This is a genomic window from Aquamicrobium zhengzhouense, assembly GCF_016124105.1.
Taxonomy (GTDB): Bacteria; Pseudomonadota; Alphaproteobacteria; order Rhizobiales; family Rhizobiaceae; genus Aerobium; species Aerobium zhengzhouense.
The window spans coordinates 544,944-563,222 of the sequence record NZ_JADGMQ010000001.1; the positions used below are offsets into that span (position 1 = coordinate 544,944).

Consider the following 18,279-nt stretch of genomic DNA (forward strand, 5'->3'; position numbering starts at 1 on the left):
CGCTCGCGCTCCTTAGCTACGGTAGGTGACGGCTTTGACCGCGTCGACAACCTCGCCAACGTTCGGAAGTGCCAGCTTCTCGAGGTTGGCTGCGTACGGCATCGGCACGTCCTTGCCCGCGATCGTGATGATCGGCGCGTCCAGATAGTCAAAGATTTCGCGCTGGACCCGGTTGGCGATGAAATCACCGACCGACGACTGCGGGAAGCCTTCTTCAACCACGACAAGACGGTTGGTCTTGCGGACGGACGCGATGATCGTGTCGAAATCGAGCGGACGGATCGTACGAAGGTCGATGATTTCAGCATCGATACCCATAGCTGCAAGCTCTGCCTCAGCCTTGACTGCGTAGGTCATGCCGATGCCGAACGAGACAATCGTGACGTCCTTACCGGTCTTGTGGATGCGTGCCTTGCCGATCGGCAGGACGAAATCATCCATCTTCGGCACTTCAAAGCTCTGGCCGTAGAGGATCTCGTTTTCAAGGAAGATAACCGGGTTCGGATCGCGAATCGCAGCCTTCAGGAGGCCCTTTGCGTCGGCAGCCGTGTATGGCATGACGACCTTGAGACCTGGGATGTGACCGTACCAGGCAGCATAGCACTGCGAGTGTTGAGCTGCGACGCGGGCGGCTGCACCGTTCGGACCACGGAACACCATCGGAGCGCCCATCTGGCCGCCGGCCATGTAGAGCGTCTTCGCGGCGGAGTTGACGATCTGGTCGATCGCCTGCATCGCGAAGTTGAAGGTCATGAACTCAACGATCGGCTTCAATCCGGCCATCGCCGCACCGACGCCGACACCTGCAAAACCGTGCTCGGTGATTGGCGTATCGACAACGCGACGCGGGCCAAACTCCTGCAGAAGGCCCTGAGTGACCTTGTAAGCCCCCTGATACTCGGCGACTTCCTCGCCCATGATGAAGACGTCTTCATCGCGGCGCATTTCTTCGGCCATGGCGTCACGAAGCGCTTCGCGCACTGTCGTAGTGACCATTTCGGTGCCAGCCGGAATATCTGGATCAGCAGCCACTTCGCTCTTCGGCACTGCAGGCACTGCGGTTGCCTTCGAAGCGGTCGGCTCTTCCGCGGCTTCGCGCGCCTTGCCACCGGCATCATCAGCAGCGGCGACAGGCGTATCGGCATCCGCCTGAGGAGCAGAGGATGAAATGTCATCCGCGCTCTCACCATCCTGAAGCAGAACAGCGATCGGCGTATTCACCTTCACTCCCTCGGTGCCTTCTGCAACGAGGATCTTCCCCAGCGTGCCTTCATCGACAGCTTCGACTTCCATTGTCGCCTTGTCAGTCTCGATCTCGGCAATCACGTCACCAGGAGCGACCTTGTCGCCTTCCTGCTTGACCCACTTTGCGAGATTGCCCTCTTCCATCGTCGGAGAGAGAGCGGGCATGAGAATTTCGATCGGCATAATCCGCCTCCCTCTTTAGAGCAGAATATCGGTGTAGAGCTCGGATGCATCCGGCTCAGGATCGTTCTGGGCAAACTCGGCAGCATCCGCGACGATTTCGCGAACTTCCTTGTCGATTGCCTTCAGCTCGTCCTCGCTCGCCCAATTGTTGGCAAGGAGACGATTCTTTACCTGCTCAATAGGATCATGCTCCGAGCGCATCTTCTGCACTTCGTCCTTCGAGCGATACTTTGCCGGGTCTGACATGGAGTGACCGCGGTAGCGATAGGTCTGCATGTCGAGGATAATCGGGCCATTACCCGAACGGCACCATTCGACAGCAAGATCTGCAGCGCTCTTCACGGCGCGCACATCCATGCCATCAACCTGAATGCCGGGAATGCGGAATGATGCACCACGCTGGGAGAAGTCAGTCTCTGCCGAGGAACGCGTGACAGCCGTACCCATCGCGTAGCGGTTGTTTTCGATGATGTAGATGACGGGCAGCTTCCACAGCGAGGCCATGTTGAAGCTCTCGTAGACCTGACCTTGGTTAGAAGCACCATCACCGAAATAGGTCAGAGAGACCGCGTCATTGCCGCGGTACTTGTTGGCGAAGGCCAGACCAGTACCGAGAGAAACCTGCGCACCGACGATGCCGTGACCGCCGTAGAAGTTCTTCTCCTTGGAGAACATGTGCATCGAGCCGCCCTTACCCTTGGAGTAACCTCCGCGGCGGCCGGTCAGCTCAGCCATAACACCACGCGCTGACATATCCATTGCCAGCATGTGACCATGATCACGATAGGCCGTGATCATCTGATCACCTTCCTTGATGGCCATAGCCATACCGGTAACGACCGCTTCCTGTCCGATGTAGAGGTGACAGAAGCCACCGATATACCCCATGCCGTAGAGCTGCCCGGCCTTCTCTTCGAAGCGGCGGATCAAGAGCATTTCGCGGTAAGCCTTAAGCTCCTGCTCTTTGGTAAACTCGACGGGGGCCGGAGTTCTTGGTGCCGGCGGGGTTTTTGAATCCGCCTTTTTTGTCTTGGCGGACGTTTTCCTGGCGGCTGTCGCCATGCTCTCGCTCCCTGTTCATCACAGAATTTCGGAAGACAGACCTTCCCAATCACGAAGAAGGTATCATGCGAAATGACGAACCGCCATGCAGAAAATTGCATGGCTCACATGCGAACAAGCAGTTCTATTTAAACGATAAATCGTCGATTAACTGCCATTCAGTTAATTAGCAATTCATCGCAGAATGACGACTTCGTCGGGCAGAGCAAGATTCAGAGACCGACGCGCCAACTCATCCAGCATGTCTTTTTCCATGAAGCCATCATGCAGGAGCTGGACGCGATTTTCCAGATGGACACGCTCTTTCGTGATCAGCGCCAGATTCTGCTCAAGTGTCGCCACTCGCTCTTCGAGCTGTATCTTGGCGTTGAGGCCGTAGGTTCCATGGAACGCATGAAAACCAAAATATGAAAGAACTACGGCAGCAATGGCTGGCACGATAAACGCGCCGGTGCTGCGCTTCTTGCGTTGACGTGTCCACATGGATTGGTGCTACTCTGGAACAATGGCACCATTTGAGCCAGTCATGCTTAAGGGGCGGTTACTTTCGTAACCGCCCCTCTTATTTTTTATCGAGATCTAAATTTGACGCGCATCAGGCCTTAAGGATGCTCGAACCTGCATAGCGCGCGTAGCGACCCAGCTCCTCTTCGATTCGAAGAAGCTGGTTGTACTTGGCGAGCCGGTCTGAACGAGCCAATGAGCCGGTCTTGATCTGACCGCAGTTGGTCGCGACGGCGAGATCGGCAATCGTCGAATCTTCCGTTTCGCCCGAGCGGTGCGACATGACGGCGGTGTAACCAGCCTTGTGCGCGGTCTCGACAGCATCAAGCGTCTCGGTGAGCGTACCGATCTGGTTGACCTTGACGAGGATCGAGTTGCCGACGCCCATGCGGATGCCATCCTTAAGGCGAGCCGAGTTGGTGACGAAGAGATCGTCGCCAACGAGCTGAGCTTTTTCGCCGGTCAGGTCAGTCAGGTACTTCCAGCCTTCCCAGTCATCCTCGGCCATGCCGTCTTCGATTGAAATAATCGGATAATCGGCAACCAGCTTTGCGAGATATTCGGCCTGCGCCTTCGGATCACGCGTCTTGCGCTCCCCTTCGTAGACGTAGTTGCCATCCTTGAAGAACTCGGTCGCGGCGCAGTCGAGAGCAATCGCCACCTGTTCGCCAGGCTTGTAGCCAGCCTTCTCGATTGAGGCCATGACGAAATCAAGAGCCGCCTGAGCGCTCTTGAGGTTCGGTGCAAAACCGCCTTCATCGCCCACGTTGGTGTTGTGTCCCGCGTCTTTCAGCCCCGTCTTGAGGGTGTGGAAGATCTCGGCACCCCAGCGCAGCGCTTCGCGGAACGATTCCGCACCGACCGGCATGATCATGAATTCCTGGAAGTCGATCGGATTGTCTGCGTGCGCGCCGCCATTGATGATATTCATCATGGGCACCGGAAGGATGTGCGCCCCGGCACCGCCGACATATCGATAAAGCGGGAGATCGGAAGACACAGCTGCTGCCTTGGCGACAGCAAGCGAAACGCCAAGAATGGCGTTCGCGCCGAGACGTGACTTGTTAGGAGTTCCATCCAGCTCGATCATCGTGTGATCGAGCTGGATCTGATTTTCAGCGTCGAGTCCGCTAAGCGCCTCAAAAATCTCGCCATTGACAGCATCAACGGCGCCCTTGACACCCTTACCGAGGTAGCGAGAACCTCCATCACGGAGCTCAACAGCCTCGTGCGCGCCAGTCGACGCCCCAGATGGGACCGCAGCGCGGCCAACGGAGCCGTCTTCCAGCACCACATCTACTTCGACGGTCGGGTTGCCTCGGCTGTCAAGTATTTCGCGGCCAACGATATCAATGATTGCGGTCATCCAGGATCCCCTTTGGCAAGGATTGCAAAGTGAGCTCGTCTTAGCGAATGGGGAGAAAAAGAAAAAGACCCGGCGGGTAGAAGCCGGGTCTTTCCTGTGGGGTGCCCTACATCCAGTAGGGCGGGACGTTGTAATAGTTGTACGATGTTTCACGCACCTTGGTGCCATCGGTGCTCGACAGTTCGCTGATGTCGTAGACAGGTGCAGCCTCTAACTGCTCGCGCGTGAACGAAACAACGTAACCACCGCGACTTGGATCGTAATCGAGGCTGGCCCACGGGATAGCGTGATATTTCTCGCCGATGCCCAGGAAGCCGCCAAATCCGATGACAGCGAACATGATGCTGTTCGACAGCTTGTCCAGCATCACATCCTCGATAGAACCGATGTGATGACCGTCGGTGTTGTAAACGTCGGTGCCGATTACACGCGATGCCTGGATCGCCTGGGTGTGACCGCTTGCTGTTGCCATGGTGGTGCTCCTTTAGGATTTCTTCTCTGGCCCCGTATCCATCAATGACACAGGGGCCCGGAAGTTCCCGAAGAGAGCTTGTGCTCTACTGTTGTTTGGCCACCCGATCAAAAGCCATGAGACGCTCGATGAGGCGCGGCATATCCTTCAATGGCACCATGTTCGGGCCGTCAGAAGGTGCATTATCGGGATCTTCGTGCGTCTCGATGAATACGCCCGCAACTCCCACCGCAACAGCCGCGCTAGCCAGCGTCTGAACGAAGCGCCGCTCACCTCCAGAGGAACCGCCCTGCCCGCCAGGCTGCTGTACGGAGTGCGTCGCGTCGAAAATCACTGGGGCTCCCGTCTCGGCCATGATCGGTAGCGAGCGCATGTCAGAAACCAGCGTGTTGTAGCCGAACGAGGCTCCACGCTCTGTCACGAGTACATTTGGATTGCCCGAAGCCGTCACCTTGGCGATGACGTTCTTCATGTCCCACGGGGCTAGGAACTGCCCCTTCTTGACGTTCACGACCTTCCCGGTCCCTGCTGCAGCAATCAGAAGATCGGTCTGCCGGGAAAGGAAAGCCGGGATCTGCAGTATATCGACCACTTCGCCCACGATCGCGCATTGCTCTTCCGTATGCACGTCGGTGAGGACCGGCACGTCCAGATCACGGCGCAGGTCGGCGAAGATCGGCAGGGCAGCCTCAAGACCTGCGCCTCGCTTGCCCGCGAGAGACGTCCGGTTCGCCTTGTCAAACGACGTCTTGTAGACTAGCCCTATTCCAAGCGATGCGCACATCTCTTTAAGAGCGCCCGCAATATCAAACGCATGCTGACGGCTCTCGAGCTGACAGGGACCTGCGATCAATGCGAGCGGAGAAGCGTTCGAAAGCTCCACATTACCGACACGGACGGATTGGTTGGGGGAAGTCATGACAATTCCTCGAATATGAAATCCGCACCCTGACCGGGAGCGGCAGGCACCAACGCAGCACCCTCGCTGTTCGCTTGGTACCCGATACCGCGGCTCGATAACATATCTTTAAGGCGCGTCAGATCGGTCACACGAAAGTGCACCGCTTCGATCCGGGCATTAACGGCCGTTTTGGCAGGCCTCACCGTCAGCGCAGAATTGGCAAGCGGTACGTCGTAATGACCGGACCGCGAAGTTACTCTGCTTCTGGCAATTTCGGCGAGAAAGTGCGCAATCTCTTCAGCCCGAACCGCCACAATGCGGACCGACGAGATACCCGCTGCGCCATTCTCATGCTGCTGAAGCTGCTGCATGTCGATCTTCGGAGCGTTTCGTCTCTCGCAGGTGAAGAAGTGCAGCGGGTGAGCGCTGGGCGTTCCTGCGAAGGCAAGGCGAAAGCTGGCTGTGTCCATCCGGCCATACGCATCCACGGCAGAACGTGAAAATTCGACAATCTGGCCACCGGAGATTGACCGCCTATGAAACTCGGCATTGTCATCAATCGCATCGTCGGTGCCTAGAACCAGCCCAGAAATTCCCTCCTCGCCTGAGGCTAGTCTGAACTGCCGGTCATGGCGCACGAAACTGTTTCGATCAGCTATCGCCGCATCTACCGAGTCAGCAGAGCCGATGGCGAGAGGCTCGATGAAGGTGCCGTCTGCGAAATAGACGCAGGCATTGATGGTGCCAAACGGATGATTTCCCTGCGGGGCTACGCTGAAACCAAGCCCCACGAGCCGATCACGAGACACGCCGAGATCGGCAGTCGGCATAACGAGGTGGTCGAGCGGGCGCATGGCTCGCTCCGCGCTCACGTAGAGCCGAGCGTCCAGCCAACGATCTGGCGCGTCACGTCGGCGAAGGCTCTATCGAGTGCTGCAACATAAGCATTATTGCCAGTGCCGTTCATTGCAGCTTCTGCCGAGAAGGTACGTTCCGCACGAACCACGCCGTTCCGATCGTTGAGCAGCTTGACGTGCAGCCGCACCTCTGCGCGAGGCGTACCATCGAGCTGGATCCCGAAAGCGCGAACTTCGGTCGCTAGTTGATAATCGATCGCGAGCCCTTCACCGGGCTTGCCAACCCCACCGAAGCGGCCAGAGCCCTGCAGAGCCTCAACCAACTTCGCCTGTACCAGGCGCGGCAGGCGGTCTGCCCATTGTGCACCCTTGAGATACTCAAGCGTCGCTCCCGTCGGGCGGATGACAATATTTTCGCTGTCGATGGTTTTTAGTGCAGTTGGCTCGGCGACGAGCAGTTGCACTCGCGACCTCCGCGCCGGAGTGCTCTCTACGTCAACTGCTTGCAGATCGAAGGTGTCCAAAGGAGCTGGTCCGCCACCGGGTAGCGCGGCGCATCCGGAGATGGCAAGTGCCGATGAGACGAGGAGAAAGCGCCGACTGATGCTGATCATGGTACTCTGCTGTCCCTTCCAATGGCCACTCGTATCATAAAATCGTCTTGAGGTTGTAGCCTATGCAATCTGTCATCTGCGCGCGCGGCCATCATGCTGACGGACCTCGCCAGCCCCACCCGAAATAATCCGCTGGGGGTTACGCTCAAGATCCGTGATGGCACGCTCGATCCGATTTATCGACCCTCGAGCATCGCGGACCAGTCCTTCGACTTCCCGCAGGCCCTGCCCCGAGAATCGCGCCAGACCGTCGGTAATGGCCCCCATACGGGCATTGAGCGTGTCAGCCACCTGACGGAAGGCTTTGAGCGTCTCTCCCGCTTCCGACATCAGGCCATTGGCCTCACCTGACCCGAGCAGATTGTCGACCTTCTGCAATACGCCATCGACGCGTTCCGATGCCTGTGCAAGTCGCGCGGCCAGTTGCTGCGCATCAGTGATGATCGCATCGATATCGTCTGTTCTGGCGCTGACCGCTTCTGACACACGACTTATGTCGTTGGCCGCATGGTTGATGCTCGTGCTTGCCTGTTCGAAATTTGTGAGTGCGGTTCGAACCGTCGAAGGATCGACGCTCGAGATCACGCTATCGACCTTGGAAAGTGTCTCACCAGCCGCGGAGGAGAATTCCGCCAGGGATGAAACCGCGACCTCGACATCCTTCATGATGCCATCAAGGTTGCCGCTTGCCTGATCTAATCGACTGGTAAAGCTCTCGAAGTTTTCTAAGACTTGAGCTACCTGATCGCGATCGACGGATCGGATCAAGTCTTCTGCAGCGGCGAGGGTGGAATCAATTCGCTCCGACGCTCCTGCCAGCGACGTCGACAATGTCGTCACGTTCGCAAGGAAAGTGTCGATGCCTTCAGCGTTTCGGCTCAACGCCGCAGAGAAGCTCTCGACATTGCGCAGGGTCTCGGTGATTGAAGGTCTCGCATCGCCGGCCAGTTCCTCCAGTTCACCCAAGACCGCATCTGCTCGCTTGAAGATATTCTGCGCACTCTCGAGCAGATTGGCGACGGCGGACGGATTCGCGGTCAGCTCGGCAATTGCGCCCTGCTCTTCCGCAATGTCGAGAAGGTTCTGTTCATTCGGGTTGCCGCCGCGCATTTCGATGTTTGCCTGTCCTGTCAGCCCCGCGAGGCCCACATCGGCTTGCGTTGAGCGAGTGATCGGCGTCAAACGGTCAACGACTGCATCGGCGATTGCGACGCTGGGGTTCGAGACGTCGATGTAGACGCGGCTGACATCGCCGACCTTCACGCCATTGAAAAGGACCATGCTGCCACGGGCCAAGCCGGAAGCAGACCCGTGGATCCGAAAGCGCAAAGTAGCGGTCTCCCCTCGGTCTCCTACACCTGAGGTCCAGTACACAAAGGCGAACGCCGCAAGCACCGTAACGATGGTGAAGATACCGACAATGACGTAATTTGCGCGGGTTTCCATGCATCGTTCCTATAATGTGCCGGTACGGGCGGACAGATCGATCTGCCTCGCGCGCTTACCGCGGAAGTAGGATTTCACCCAGGGTTCCTCGACCTTCATCATGTCCTCGATGGTACCTTCCATCAGGACCCTTTTTTGCCCGAGGACCGCAATCCGGTCGCAGACTGAGAAGAGGCTGTCGAGATCGTGGGTCACCATGTAGACGGTCAATCCCATCGTGTCCCTTAGCTTGGCGACGAGCTCATCAAATTCAGCAGCGCCGATAGGATCGAGGCCCGAAGTAGGCTCATCCAGGAACACGATGTCGGGGTCGAGCGCGAGCGCTCGAGCCAGCGCAGCGCGCTTGATCATTCCACCTGACAATTCTGATGGAAACTTTCCTGCGGCATCTCTTGGCAAGCCGACCAGTTCGAGCTTGAGCAAGGACAACTCATCCATCAGAGAGCGCGGCAGGTCGAGATACTCGCGCATCGGCACCTGGATGTTTTCTTTGACAGTCAGCGCCGAGAACAGCGCGCCGTGCTGAAACAGAACGCCAAGCCGCATATCGACCTGCATCTTCTCGTCATCCGTGGCAGCATCAAGATCCGTCCCCAACAGGCTCACGGTTCCCGATCGCTTCGGCGTCAAGCCCAGCACGGTGCGCAGCAGAACGGACTTTCCAGTGCCGGAAGCTCCGACGAACCCCAGGATTTCGCCGCGATAGACATCAAGCGACAGCTTGTCGAGGATGAGTTTGTCACCAAAGCCGACAGTGACGTCGCGAACAGAGAGAACGCTCTCCTGTCCATCGGCACGGGTCCCCTTCAAGGGCTGTATCTCCGCCTCGATCATTAAAAATCGATCGCCACGTAAAACATTGCAAACAAGCCATCGAGAACAATGACGACAAAAATCGACTTCACGACGGATGCAGTGACGTGTCGACCTAGTGACTCGGCGCTGCCGCCGACTTTCATCCCCTCTACTGATGCAATGATTCCGATGATGAGTGCCATAAACGGGGCCTTTATCAGGCCCGCAAAGACCGTCGACAAATCAACGCTCGGTCGCAAACGGTCGATGAACGCTTCCGGCGGAATTCCCGAGTAGAGCGCGGACACAACCATCGCGCCCCCAAGGGAGGCAGCGTTCGCGATAATTGTCAGGCAGGGAAGTGCGATGACAAGGGCGACAAGCCTCGGAAAAACGAGGACACCAATCGGATTGAGACCAATGACCTTCAGCGCGTCGATTTCCTCGCGCATTTTCATCGAGCCAATCTCGGCCGTTATCGCGCTGCCTGAACGCCCTGCGATCATGATTGATGTCAGCAGAACGCCAAGCTCGCGAAGGGTGAGGATACTCACCAAGTCCACGATGAAGATTTCCGCGCCGAACCAACGAAGCTGGTAGGCGCCCTGCTGAGCGACAATTGCACCAACAATCGCGGAGATAAGTACAACGACCGGGATTGCGCCCACACCCATCCGGTCAATCTGGTTGAATATCGCAGCCGGATTCACCGCATGTCCGCGACCAAGTTTCATCTGAGCGCCGCGGATCGTTGATCCGAGTATGTACATGCCCGCGACGAAATCTTCGCCTGCGGAGACGGTCAGACGTCCGATTGATTCAAGCCAACGGATGAAGAAAATCGGTGGCTTTGGTTCCTGCGACCCGGCGTCATCTTCGAGGGCTTCCTGAACCGCTTCAAGAAGGATCCCGGCCTCCGGGCTGGCACCCAATATTTCGACGGCCGCGCCAGAACGGCGCTGCGAATCGGCAAGTCGCTGAATCAGCCACGCACCTGCTGTATCGAGCCCGCTCACAGCGCCGACATCCAAGGCCACCGCGCCTGAGGAGGCCTGCCCCTGAAGTCTACGAACTTCCTCGTCGATCAGGTGAACGGAACGCGTATTCCAGATGCCGGAAAGCATCCAGAGCAAACGTCCGCCCTCCTCCTTTGCGGCAATAGCGGGCCGCCGCGCTTCAACCGCGTGGCTCATGGCCGTTGCGTCGCCTGCATCTTTCGTCAACATCGAGCCATTATTAGCCGTTGATATTTCGCGTGTCACTTGAGCGATGGGCTTGGCTGGCCCATCGACGGGAGTTCTTCATGAAGCGTGACCTTTTTGTCAGAACCGAGCGCTTTCCGCTTGCGGGAGCTTTCACTATATCCCGGGGAACCAAGACTGAGGCGGAAGTACTGACATGTACTATCCGCGCGGGCGATAATGTCGGGCTCGGTGAATGCGTTCCATATGGACGCTACGGAGAAACGCTCGAAAGCGTTGAATCCCAGATTGAGAGCGCCCGTGGTGCGGTCGAAAACGGTGCCAGTCGAGAAGATCTGCTCGGGCTGGTCAAAGCAGGTGCCGCGCGAAACGCGCTCGACTGCGCTCTCTGGGATCTCGAAGCAAAGTCGGGCTCCGGGCGCGTCCAGGATCGCATCAGCAACATCGCGCCCAAACCACTGGTCACCGCCTATACAGTCTCGCTTGGTGAGCCGGACCAAATGGCCGCAACCGCACGGGCGAACGCTCATCGTCCCGTTCTCAAGATAAAGGTTGGCACGGAAAACGACCTATCACGAATTAGCGCTGTCGCAGAGGCTGCACCAAACAGCCGTATCATTCTTGATGCGAATGAGGGCTGGACCGAATCGAACATCCGGGAACATCTCCTCGCCGCTGCCCGGTATGGGGTCGCTCTCGTCGAACAGCCACTCCCTGCAGGCAAAGACGAGATCCTTCGTCACATTCCCCACCCTGTGCCGATATGCGCAGATGAGAGCGTCCACACGGCCGACATGCTTGAGACGCTGCTTGGCCAGTACGACGCGGTCAACATCAAGCTGGACAAAACCGGCGGCCTGACAACCGCGCTTGGTCTGCGGCACCGCGCTCGTGAACTTGGGTTCGGGGTCATGGTCGGGTGCATGGTAGGCACATCGTTGGCTATGGCTCCTGCAGTGCTGCTCGCACAGGATGCAGAATTCGTCGATCTCGACGGGCCTTTGCTTCTCGCCAAGGATCGTCCAAATCCACTCACCTACGAAGGCTCTCTGGTTCACCCCCCTGCTGCCTCCTTATGGGGGTAGCGGCAGTTGTATCTGCCACAATGGAGAGTTAGCCTGCGCTCTCACAATTGGAGCTTGGAATGGAACTCGGGATTCGAGGAAAGAAGGCGATCGTCTGCGCGTCGAGCCGCGGGCTGGGGCTGGGATGTGCAACAGCACTGGCCGAGGCGGGATGCGACCTGGTCATGAACGGACGCGACGCGGCAGTACTTGCTGCCACAGCGGAAAATATCCGCTCCACCTATGGTGTCGACGTCGTAGAGATTGCGGGCGATGTCTCCGACCCATCTGTGCGAGATGCGCTTTTGGCCGCGGCTCCTTCGCCTGACATTCTGGTCAACAACAATGGCGGCCCACCTTTCCGTGATTTCCGCGAACTTACGCGCGACGCGATGATGGACGGCGTCAACAACAACATGATCACACCAATTGAACTGGTGAAGGCGGTGATCGACGGGATGTCCGAGCGCGGCTTCGGGCGGATCGTTAACATCACGTCCCTGTCTGTTTACCAACCGATCGCCGGACTTGATCTCTCGTCGGGCGCACGCGCTGGCCTAACCGCGTTCCTCGCGGGCGTCGCCAGAACGGTCGCGGACAAGAACGTGACAATCAACCATATCCTGCCTGGCAAGTTCGACACGGATCGCATTCGCTCCAGCGCCGAATTCGCCGCGAAGAAGGCCGGAATAAGCGTCGCTGAGCAGACCAGGCGTCTCTCAAGCGACATACCGGCCGGTCGTCTCGGCACTGCGGAGGAGTTTGGCAAGGTTTGCGCCTTCCTGTGCTCCGTGCACGCGGGATACATCACCGGCCAAAGCATACGTCTGGATGGCGGACATTTTGCCAGCTCGTTCTAGCCGCGCGACATTGCTGCACAGGAGTAATTGATTTGAAACTCATCCGTTTTGGTTCAGTCGGACAAGAAAAGCCCGGCCTTATTGACGCTGATGGCAAGATTCGTGACGTATCCTCATTGGTGTCCGATTATTCGCCAGAGACCATTGCCCAAAACCTCCTTGAGCGCCTTAAGGCTGCCGATCTCGCGGCCCTGCCGGTCGTGCCGGACGGCGTCAGGATTGGCTCGCCGATTTCACGTATCGGCCACTTCATCGCGATCGGTCTGAACTACGCCGATCATGCAGCCGAAACGAACTCGCCGATCCCGTCAGAGCCGATCGTCTTCTCGAAAGCGCCAAGCTCTCTGTCGGGACCTAATGACGACGTCCTGTTGCCAAAAGGCTCTGAAAAACTGGACTGGGAAGTCGAGCTGGCCATCGTCATCGGCCAGCGGGCGGACAATGTCACTGAAGCTGATGCCCTCTCCCACGTTCTTGGCTACGCGGTATGCAATGACGTTTCTGAGCGATCGTGGCAGGCAGAACGCGGCGGCCAGTGGATCAAGGGCAAGAGTGCCCCCACATTCGGCCCGCTCGGCCCATGGATTGTGACCCCCGATGAGGTTGCCGATCCACAAAACCTCGACATGTTCCTTGACGTGAACGGAGAGCGCCTCCAGACCGGCAACACAAAGACCATGATCTTCCCGGTGGCGCACATCATTTCCTATCTGTCCGGCTTCATGGTCCTCGAGCCGGGTGACGTCATCACGACTGGTACGCCTCCCGGCGTCGGGCTCGGGCAAAAGCCACCACGGTTCCTGAAAGCCGGTGATGAAATGAAGCTTGGTATCGCCGGTCTCGGCGAGCAAAAGCAAAAAGTGGTCGCGCGCTAAGGCGTCCCGAGGCGGCTAAGCCGCCTCACCACGCCTTCGCAAGATCATAGAAGAACGCAGCTCGACGCTGCGCTGGGGCAACAGGCAATGAACACCGATACAAAAACAAAATCATCCGATCTTGAAGAAGGTGCGCTGTTTTATCACCGCTACCCTTCACCCGGAAAACTGGAAATTCAAGCAACGAAGCCGCTGGGAAACCAGCGCGATCTTGCCCTGGCCTACTCGCCTGGCGTGGCTGCCCCCTGCTTGGCGATCAAGGATGATCCTGCTGCCGCTGCGCTCTACACCTCCCGTTCCAACCTTGTCGGCGTCATCTCCAACGGCACGGCTGTTCTGGGGCTCGGCAATATCGGTGCCCTCGCCTCAAAGCCGGTAATGGAGGGCAAGGCGGTCCTGTTCAAGAAATTCGCCGGTATCGATGTCTTCGATATCGAGATGGATGCGCCGGAGATCGAGCAGATGGTCGAGACGATCGCGGCGCTGGAGCCGACGTTCGGAGGCATCAATCTCGAAGACATCAAGGCTCCCGAATGCTTCGAAGTCGAGGAACGCCTAAAGCAGCGGATGAAGATCCCCGTGTTCCATGATGACCAGCATGGGACGGCGATCATCGTCGCGGCAGCTGTCATCAACGCGCTGGAGCTTGCCGGCAAGTCGATCGAAAACGTCAAGATCGTCTCTTCGGGTGCCGGCGCTGCCGCTCTCGCTTGCCTCAATCTCCTGGTCTCGCTGGGCGCGAACCGTGACAACATCTGGGTTACCGATCGACATGGCGTGGCCTACAAGGGTCGCACCGAGGAGATGGACCGCTGGAAGGACGTTTACGTCAAGGATACAAATGCACGCACGCTTGAGGATGTAATCGGCGGCGCTGACGTTTTCCTGGGGCTGTCAGCAGCAGGCGTACTGAAGCCCGAATTTCTTCAGCACATGGCGGAAAAGCCGCTGATCCTTGCGCTCGCCAATCCGACCCCGGAGATAATGCCGGAGCTTGCACGTGAAGCACGTCCCGACGCGATGATCTGCACCGGACGCTCAGACTACCCCAACCAGGTCAACAACGTCCTTTGCTTCCCTTACATCTTCCGTGGTGCGCTTGATGTCGGCGCCACCTCCATCAATGAAGAGATGAAGATGGCGGCCGTGCGTGCGATCGCTGCGCTTGCTCGGGAAGAACCATCGGAAGTTGCAGCACTCGCATATTCGGGCGAGACCCCAATATTTGGGCCCGAGTTCCTCATTCCATCCCCATTTGACCCGCGCCTGATCCTGCGCATTGCGCCTGCAGTCGCGCGTGCAGCCTGCGAGACGGGTGTAGCGCTTCGCCCCATTGAGGATTGGCAGGCCTACGTCGACAGGCTGTCCCGCTTCGTCTTCCGCTCGGGCCTGATCATGAAACCCGTGTTCTCTGTTGCGCGTAACGCCAGCAAAGATCGGGTCATCTATGCCGATGGTGAGGACGAGCGCGTCTTGCGCGCGGCTCAAGTGGTACTTGAGGAGGGCATTGCGCGCCCGACCCTTATCGGCCGCCCGAGCGTCATCGACGTCCGTCTCCAGCGCTACGGCCTGAAGATCCGAGCCGGCAAGGATTTCGACGTCGTAAATCCCGAGGACGATCCGCGTTACCGTGATTATGTCGATTTGCTGATCCAGGTGGCTGGACGACGGGGTGTGACGCCTGAAGCGGCGCGCACCATGGTCCGCACCAACAACACTGTCATCGCTGCACTCGCCATGTTGCGCGATGAGGCTGACGCGATGATCTGTGGCCTGGAAGGCCGGTTCGAACGCCACCTGCGGAACGTGGACCTGATCATTGGCCGGCGTGCAGGCGTCCACAGACTATCTGCGCTGTCTATGCTGATCGCGCAACGTGGTGTCTCGTTCTACACCGACCCTTACGTCGACCTTGACCCGACGGCGCAGCAAATTGCGGAGATGACCATTCTCGCGGCCGAAGAAATTCGGCGTTTCGGCATATCGCCGAAGGCAGCACTATTGTCTCACTCGAACTTCGGTTCGCGCGATTCGAAAAGCGCATTGAAGATGCGGGAAGCCGCAGCACTGCTTCGGGAACTCGTGCCGGAACTTGAAGCGGACGGAGAGATGCATGGCGATTCCGCCATCCTGCCTTCGTTGCGCAAGCGTATCCTGCCGCACTCGAACCTTGAGGGAGAAGCTAATCTGCTCGTCTTCCCAAATCTCGATGCCGCGAACATCACGCTGACAACTGTCAAGGCGATGACGGACGCGCTGCACGTGGGGCCGATCCTGCTCGGCACCGCGCATCCCGCGCATATTTTGACGCCATCCGTAACCTCCCGCGGTGTGGTCAACATGACGGCGCTCGCGGTCGTTCAGGCAAGCTCAGCCAAAACAGCCACCAGCTAAACTCTGGTTTAACCGCCCCATGTCATTCTATCCGGATGGTATGGGGCGGAATTTACAAAGACAAATACTGCAGAAAAACGCGGCAGGTGCTCGCAGTCGCGGCCCTTTGCTTCGCCCTTCCCCCAACGCTGCAATCTGCGGCGGCAAGTAATCTGTGTCGGCAGCTCGAAGCTCAACTCGCGTCGCTGTCGACTGCGTCGCGTCCATCCTCCTCTTCCCAGATTCGCAAGTACGATGCTGCCATTGCTCGGCAGCAGGAACAAATGCGGAAAGCCAGGGACCAACTTTCCAGCAGCGGTTGCGACGGTGTTCTGGGTGGCGTCACCCGACGATGCACAGACATCCGAGGCGCTCTCACGCGTATGGAGATGAACCTTGCGGAGCTACAAAGAACGCGGGCTTCTCTTGGCGGGTCCAACAGTCGTCAGGAACGCAACCGGGTCCTGAAACAGGTGCAGGATCACGGCTGTCGCAGCACGTCCAGCAGACTCGCTACAGGGCCGAAAGTGCGTGACAATGAAGCGGGGCAGCCGAAAACGCAGCCTGGCCAACCGTCTCAACGCGCCGGTTCGTCGAATAACCCGAAGGGAAATCTGCGCACGATGTGCGTACGAACCTGTGATGGCTATTTTTTCCCGATCTCATGGTCGGTATCGGCAAGGGCCTTCGACCGCGATACATTCCTGTGCGCGAATATGTGCCCCGGAGTGGAAGTCGAACTCTACTATCATCGCGTGCCACATGAAGAGTCCGACCGGATGGTTTCCGCAGCAACCGGCTTGCCCTACACACAGATGCCCTTCGCCTTCCGATACAAACGACCACAGTTGGAAACAAGAGCCGAATGTTCATGTGGGCGCCCAGCTGCGAGCGCTGCTACAGGCGGATACACAATCATTGGCGGCAGCTATGGAGCAAGCGACACCCTGAGTGAACTCAAGGGATCGGTGATTGCGTTTGGCTCGCCCAAGCTTCACCATCAACCCTCTGAGCGCGCCGGGGAGCCTGTCCTCCCGGCGATGCCCACAGTTGAGGAACGGACTATCCGGGTCGTCGGGCCAGAGTTTCTTCCCGACCAATGATTGGCAAGAGATCTGCAAGCTCAGGGCCTCGGTCGAGACCGGTAAGAGCGAGGCGCAGTGGCATGAAAAGCTGCTTGCCTTTTCTTCCGGTCTGCTCCTTCAGGCGATCCGTCCAGATTTTCCAGGTCATTCCATCCCAAGGTTCGGACGGGAGATGATCAAAAGCGACCCTCAGGAATGATCCGTCCGCCTCATCAAATTCCACCTTCCGCGGCCCCTCAGTTACGATCTGCCACCATGAGGCACAATCCGCGAGTTTCTCGATGTTCGCGCGTACTGCAAGCCAGAACGGCTCCGCCTTCGGGCCAGTGATGCCAAAGCCATGGAGGCGCTGATCGACGTCAGCAAACGGCGTAGCGTGCAACAAAACCTTGTTGAGCGCGACAAGCTCGGTGGGATCAAACTTCGAAGCAGACTTGGACGTCGCCTTCGGCTCGAAACGCTCGGCCAATTCTTCAAGGGAGCGCACCGCGGTAACGGACTCGGATGTTCCGATCAGAACGGCGAGCGAGGCGACTGCCATCGGCTCGATACCGTCTTCGGCCAGACTGCGAATCGACAATGCGCCCGAGCGCTTGGAGAGCCCCTCACCGTCCGCAGTTGTAAGCAGATTGTGATGCCCAAACGCCGGAGGCTCGGCATCAAGCGCGCGGAAAAGCGCGATCTGAACGCCCGTATTTGCAACGTGGTCATCGCCGCGGATCACATGGCTGATACCAAGATCGATGTCATCGACCACTGACGGCAAGGTGTAGGGATAGGTACCATCCTCACGCACCAGAACCGGATCGGACATGGACGAAAGATCTACCGTCTGCGGCCCGCGCACCACATCATCCCAGACGATCTCGGTCCGCTGCGTTTCGAACGGATTGTCAGTGAAGTTTGGTAGCAGGTAACGCCAGTGAGGCCGCCGCCCCTCTGCCTCGTAAGCTGCCTTCTGTTCGTCCGTCAGCTTCAGTGCCTCGCGACCGTACACAGGCGGCAGCTTTCGGGACAATCTCAGCCGGCGTCGACGTTCAAGCTCCTCAGCTGTTTCCCAGCACTGGTACAGAAGCCCCGCTCCCTTCAAGCGTTCGACCGCGGCAGCGTAGGTGTCAAAGCGTGCGGACTGGTGAGCAATCACATCCGGATGGATACCGAGCCAGTGCAGGTCTCTCTGGATCTGGTCTGCATATTCCTGCTTGGAGCGTGCCGCATCCGTGTCGTCAAAACGAAGGATGAAGCGGCCCTGGTGCTTCAAGGCGAACAGCCAGTTGAACAGCGCTGTGCGGGCGTTGCCGATATGGATGTGGCCGGTCGGCGACGGGGCAAATCGAACTGTTACGGTCATCTCAAAGTACTTTTAAAAACGCGC

17 protein-coding genes are annotated in these 18,279 nt (G+C 58.2%); 5 read left to right on the forward strand and 12 right to left on the reverse strand.

Annotated elements, in window-relative coordinates:
- Nucleotides 1–12: 12 nt before the first annotated feature.
- From IOD40_RS02615 to IOD40_RS02665, 11 genes are all read right to left on the reverse strand, one after another.
- A complete protein-coding gene (locus IOD40_RS02615) occupies nucleotides 13–1,428 on the reverse strand; it encodes a pyruvate dehydrogenase complex E1 component subunit beta (RefSeq protein WP_198473965.1) in 1,416 nt (471 codons plus the stop codon).
- Between the two features lie 15 nt (nucleotides 1,429–1,443).
- Nucleotides 1,444–2,490: a pyruvate dehydrogenase (acetyl-transferring) E1 component subunit alpha gene (gene pdhA, locus IOD40_RS02620; protein WP_198473967.1), complete on the reverse strand. Its 1,047-nt coding sequence runs from the start codon at nucleotides 2,488–2,490 to the stop codon at nucleotides 1,444–1,446.
- A gap of 174 nt (nucleotides 2,491–2,664) precedes the next feature.
- A complete protein-coding gene (locus IOD40_RS02625) occupies nucleotides 2,665–2,973 on the reverse strand; it encodes an FtsB family cell division protein (RefSeq protein ID WP_198473969.1) in 309 nt (102 codons plus the stop codon).
- A 112-nt stretch (nucleotides 2,974–3,085) separates the two neighbouring features.
- Nucleotides 3,086–4,360: a phosphopyruvate hydratase gene (gene eno / locus IOD40_RS02630; protein WP_198473971.1), complete on the reverse strand. Its 1,275-nt coding sequence runs from the start codon at nucleotides 4,358–4,360 to the stop codon at nucleotides 3,086–3,088.
- Between the two features lie 106 nt (nucleotides 4,361–4,466).
- Entirely contained in the window at nucleotides 4,467–4,832 is a 366-nt protein-coding gene (locus tag IOD40_RS02635; protein WP_198473973.1) for a PRC-barrel domain-containing protein, read from the reverse strand.
- 85 nt (nucleotides 4,833–4,917) lie between these two features.
- Nucleotides 4,918–5,751: a 3-deoxy-8-phosphooctulonate synthase gene (gene kdsA, locus IOD40_RS02640; RefSeq protein ID WP_198473975.1), complete on the reverse strand. Its 834-nt coding sequence runs from the start codon at nucleotides 5,749–5,751 to the stop codon at nucleotides 4,918–4,920.
- Nucleotides 5,748–6,587, reverse strand: coding sequence for a VOC family protein (locus IOD40_RS02645; protein ID WP_198473977.1), 840 nt, complete (start codon nucleotides 6,585–6,587; stop codon nucleotides 5,748–5,750). The genes kdsA and IOD40_RS02645 overlap by 4 nt, the downstream gene beginning before the upstream one ends.
- Before the next feature lie 14 nt (nucleotides 6,588–6,601).
- Nucleotides 6,602–7,204, reverse strand: a complete 603-nt coding sequence (locus IOD40_RS02650; protein WP_198473979.1) for an ABC-type transport auxiliary lipoprotein family protein — start codon at nucleotides 7,202–7,204, stop codon at nucleotides 6,602–6,604.
- A gap of 72 nt (nucleotides 7,205–7,276) precedes the next feature.
- Nucleotides 7,277–8,650, reverse strand: a complete 1,374-nt coding sequence (locus tag IOD40_RS02655; RefSeq protein ID WP_198473981.1) for an MlaD family protein — start codon at nucleotides 8,648–8,650, stop codon at nucleotides 7,277–7,279.
- Between the two features lie 9 nt (nucleotides 8,651–8,659).
- Nucleotides 8,660–9,460: an ABC transporter ATP-binding protein gene (locus IOD40_RS02660; protein WP_233713796.1), complete on the reverse strand. Its 801-nt coding sequence runs from the start codon at nucleotides 9,458–9,460 to the stop codon at nucleotides 8,660–8,662.
- A 23-nt stretch (nucleotides 9,461–9,483) separates the two neighbouring features.
- A complete protein-coding gene (locus tag IOD40_RS02665) occupies nucleotides 9,484–10,671 on the reverse strand; it encodes an ABC transporter permease (protein WP_198473985.1) in 1,188 nt (395 codons plus the stop codon).
- A gap of 77 nt (nucleotides 10,672–10,748) precedes the next feature.
- Here IOD40_RS02665 and dgcA point away from each other — a divergent pair, with 77 nt between their 5' ends.
- From dgcA to IOD40_RS20335, 5 genes are all read left to right on the forward strand, one after another.
- The gene (gene dgcA, locus IOD40_RS02670) at nucleotides 10,749–11,732 is read left to right on the forward strand and encodes an N-acetyl-D-Glu racemase DgcA (RefSeq protein WP_198473987.1); all 984 of its coding nucleotides are present in this window, start codon (nucleotides 10,749–10,751) and stop codon (nucleotides 11,730–11,732) included.
- A gap of 59 nt (nucleotides 11,733–11,791) precedes the next feature.
- Nucleotides 11,792–12,571: an SDR family oxidoreductase gene (locus tag IOD40_RS02675; protein ID WP_198473989.1), complete on the forward strand. Its 780-nt coding sequence runs from the start codon at nucleotides 11,792–11,794 to the stop codon at nucleotides 12,569–12,571.
- Nucleotides 12,572–12,603: 32 nt separating this feature from the next.
- The gene (locus IOD40_RS02680; protein ID WP_198473991.1) at nucleotides 12,604–13,446 is read left to right on the forward strand and encodes a fumarylacetoacetate hydrolase family protein; all 843 of its coding nucleotides are present in this window, start codon (nucleotides 12,604–12,606) and stop codon (nucleotides 13,444–13,446) included.
- An 87-nt stretch (nucleotides 13,447–13,533) separates the two neighbouring features.
- A complete protein-coding gene (locus tag IOD40_RS02685) occupies nucleotides 13,534–15,840 on the forward strand; it encodes an NADP-dependent malic enzyme (protein WP_198473992.1) in 2,307 nt (768 codons plus the stop codon).
- A 602-nt stretch (nucleotides 15,841–16,442) separates the two neighbouring features.
- On the forward strand, nucleotides 16,443–16,922 hold the full coding sequence (locus IOD40_RS20335; protein WP_407649060.1) for a DUF2865 domain-containing protein: 480 nt from the start codon (nucleotides 16,443–16,445) through the stop codon (nucleotides 16,920–16,922).
- Here IOD40_RS20335 and gltX read toward each other — a convergent pair.
- A complete protein-coding gene (gene gltX, locus IOD40_RS02695; protein WP_198473996.1) occupies nucleotides 16,882–18,255 on the reverse strand; it encodes a glutamate--tRNA ligase in 1,374 nt (457 codons plus the stop codon). The genes IOD40_RS20335 and gltX overlap by 41 nt on opposite strands.
- Nucleotides 18,256–18,279: the final 24 nt, after the last annotated feature.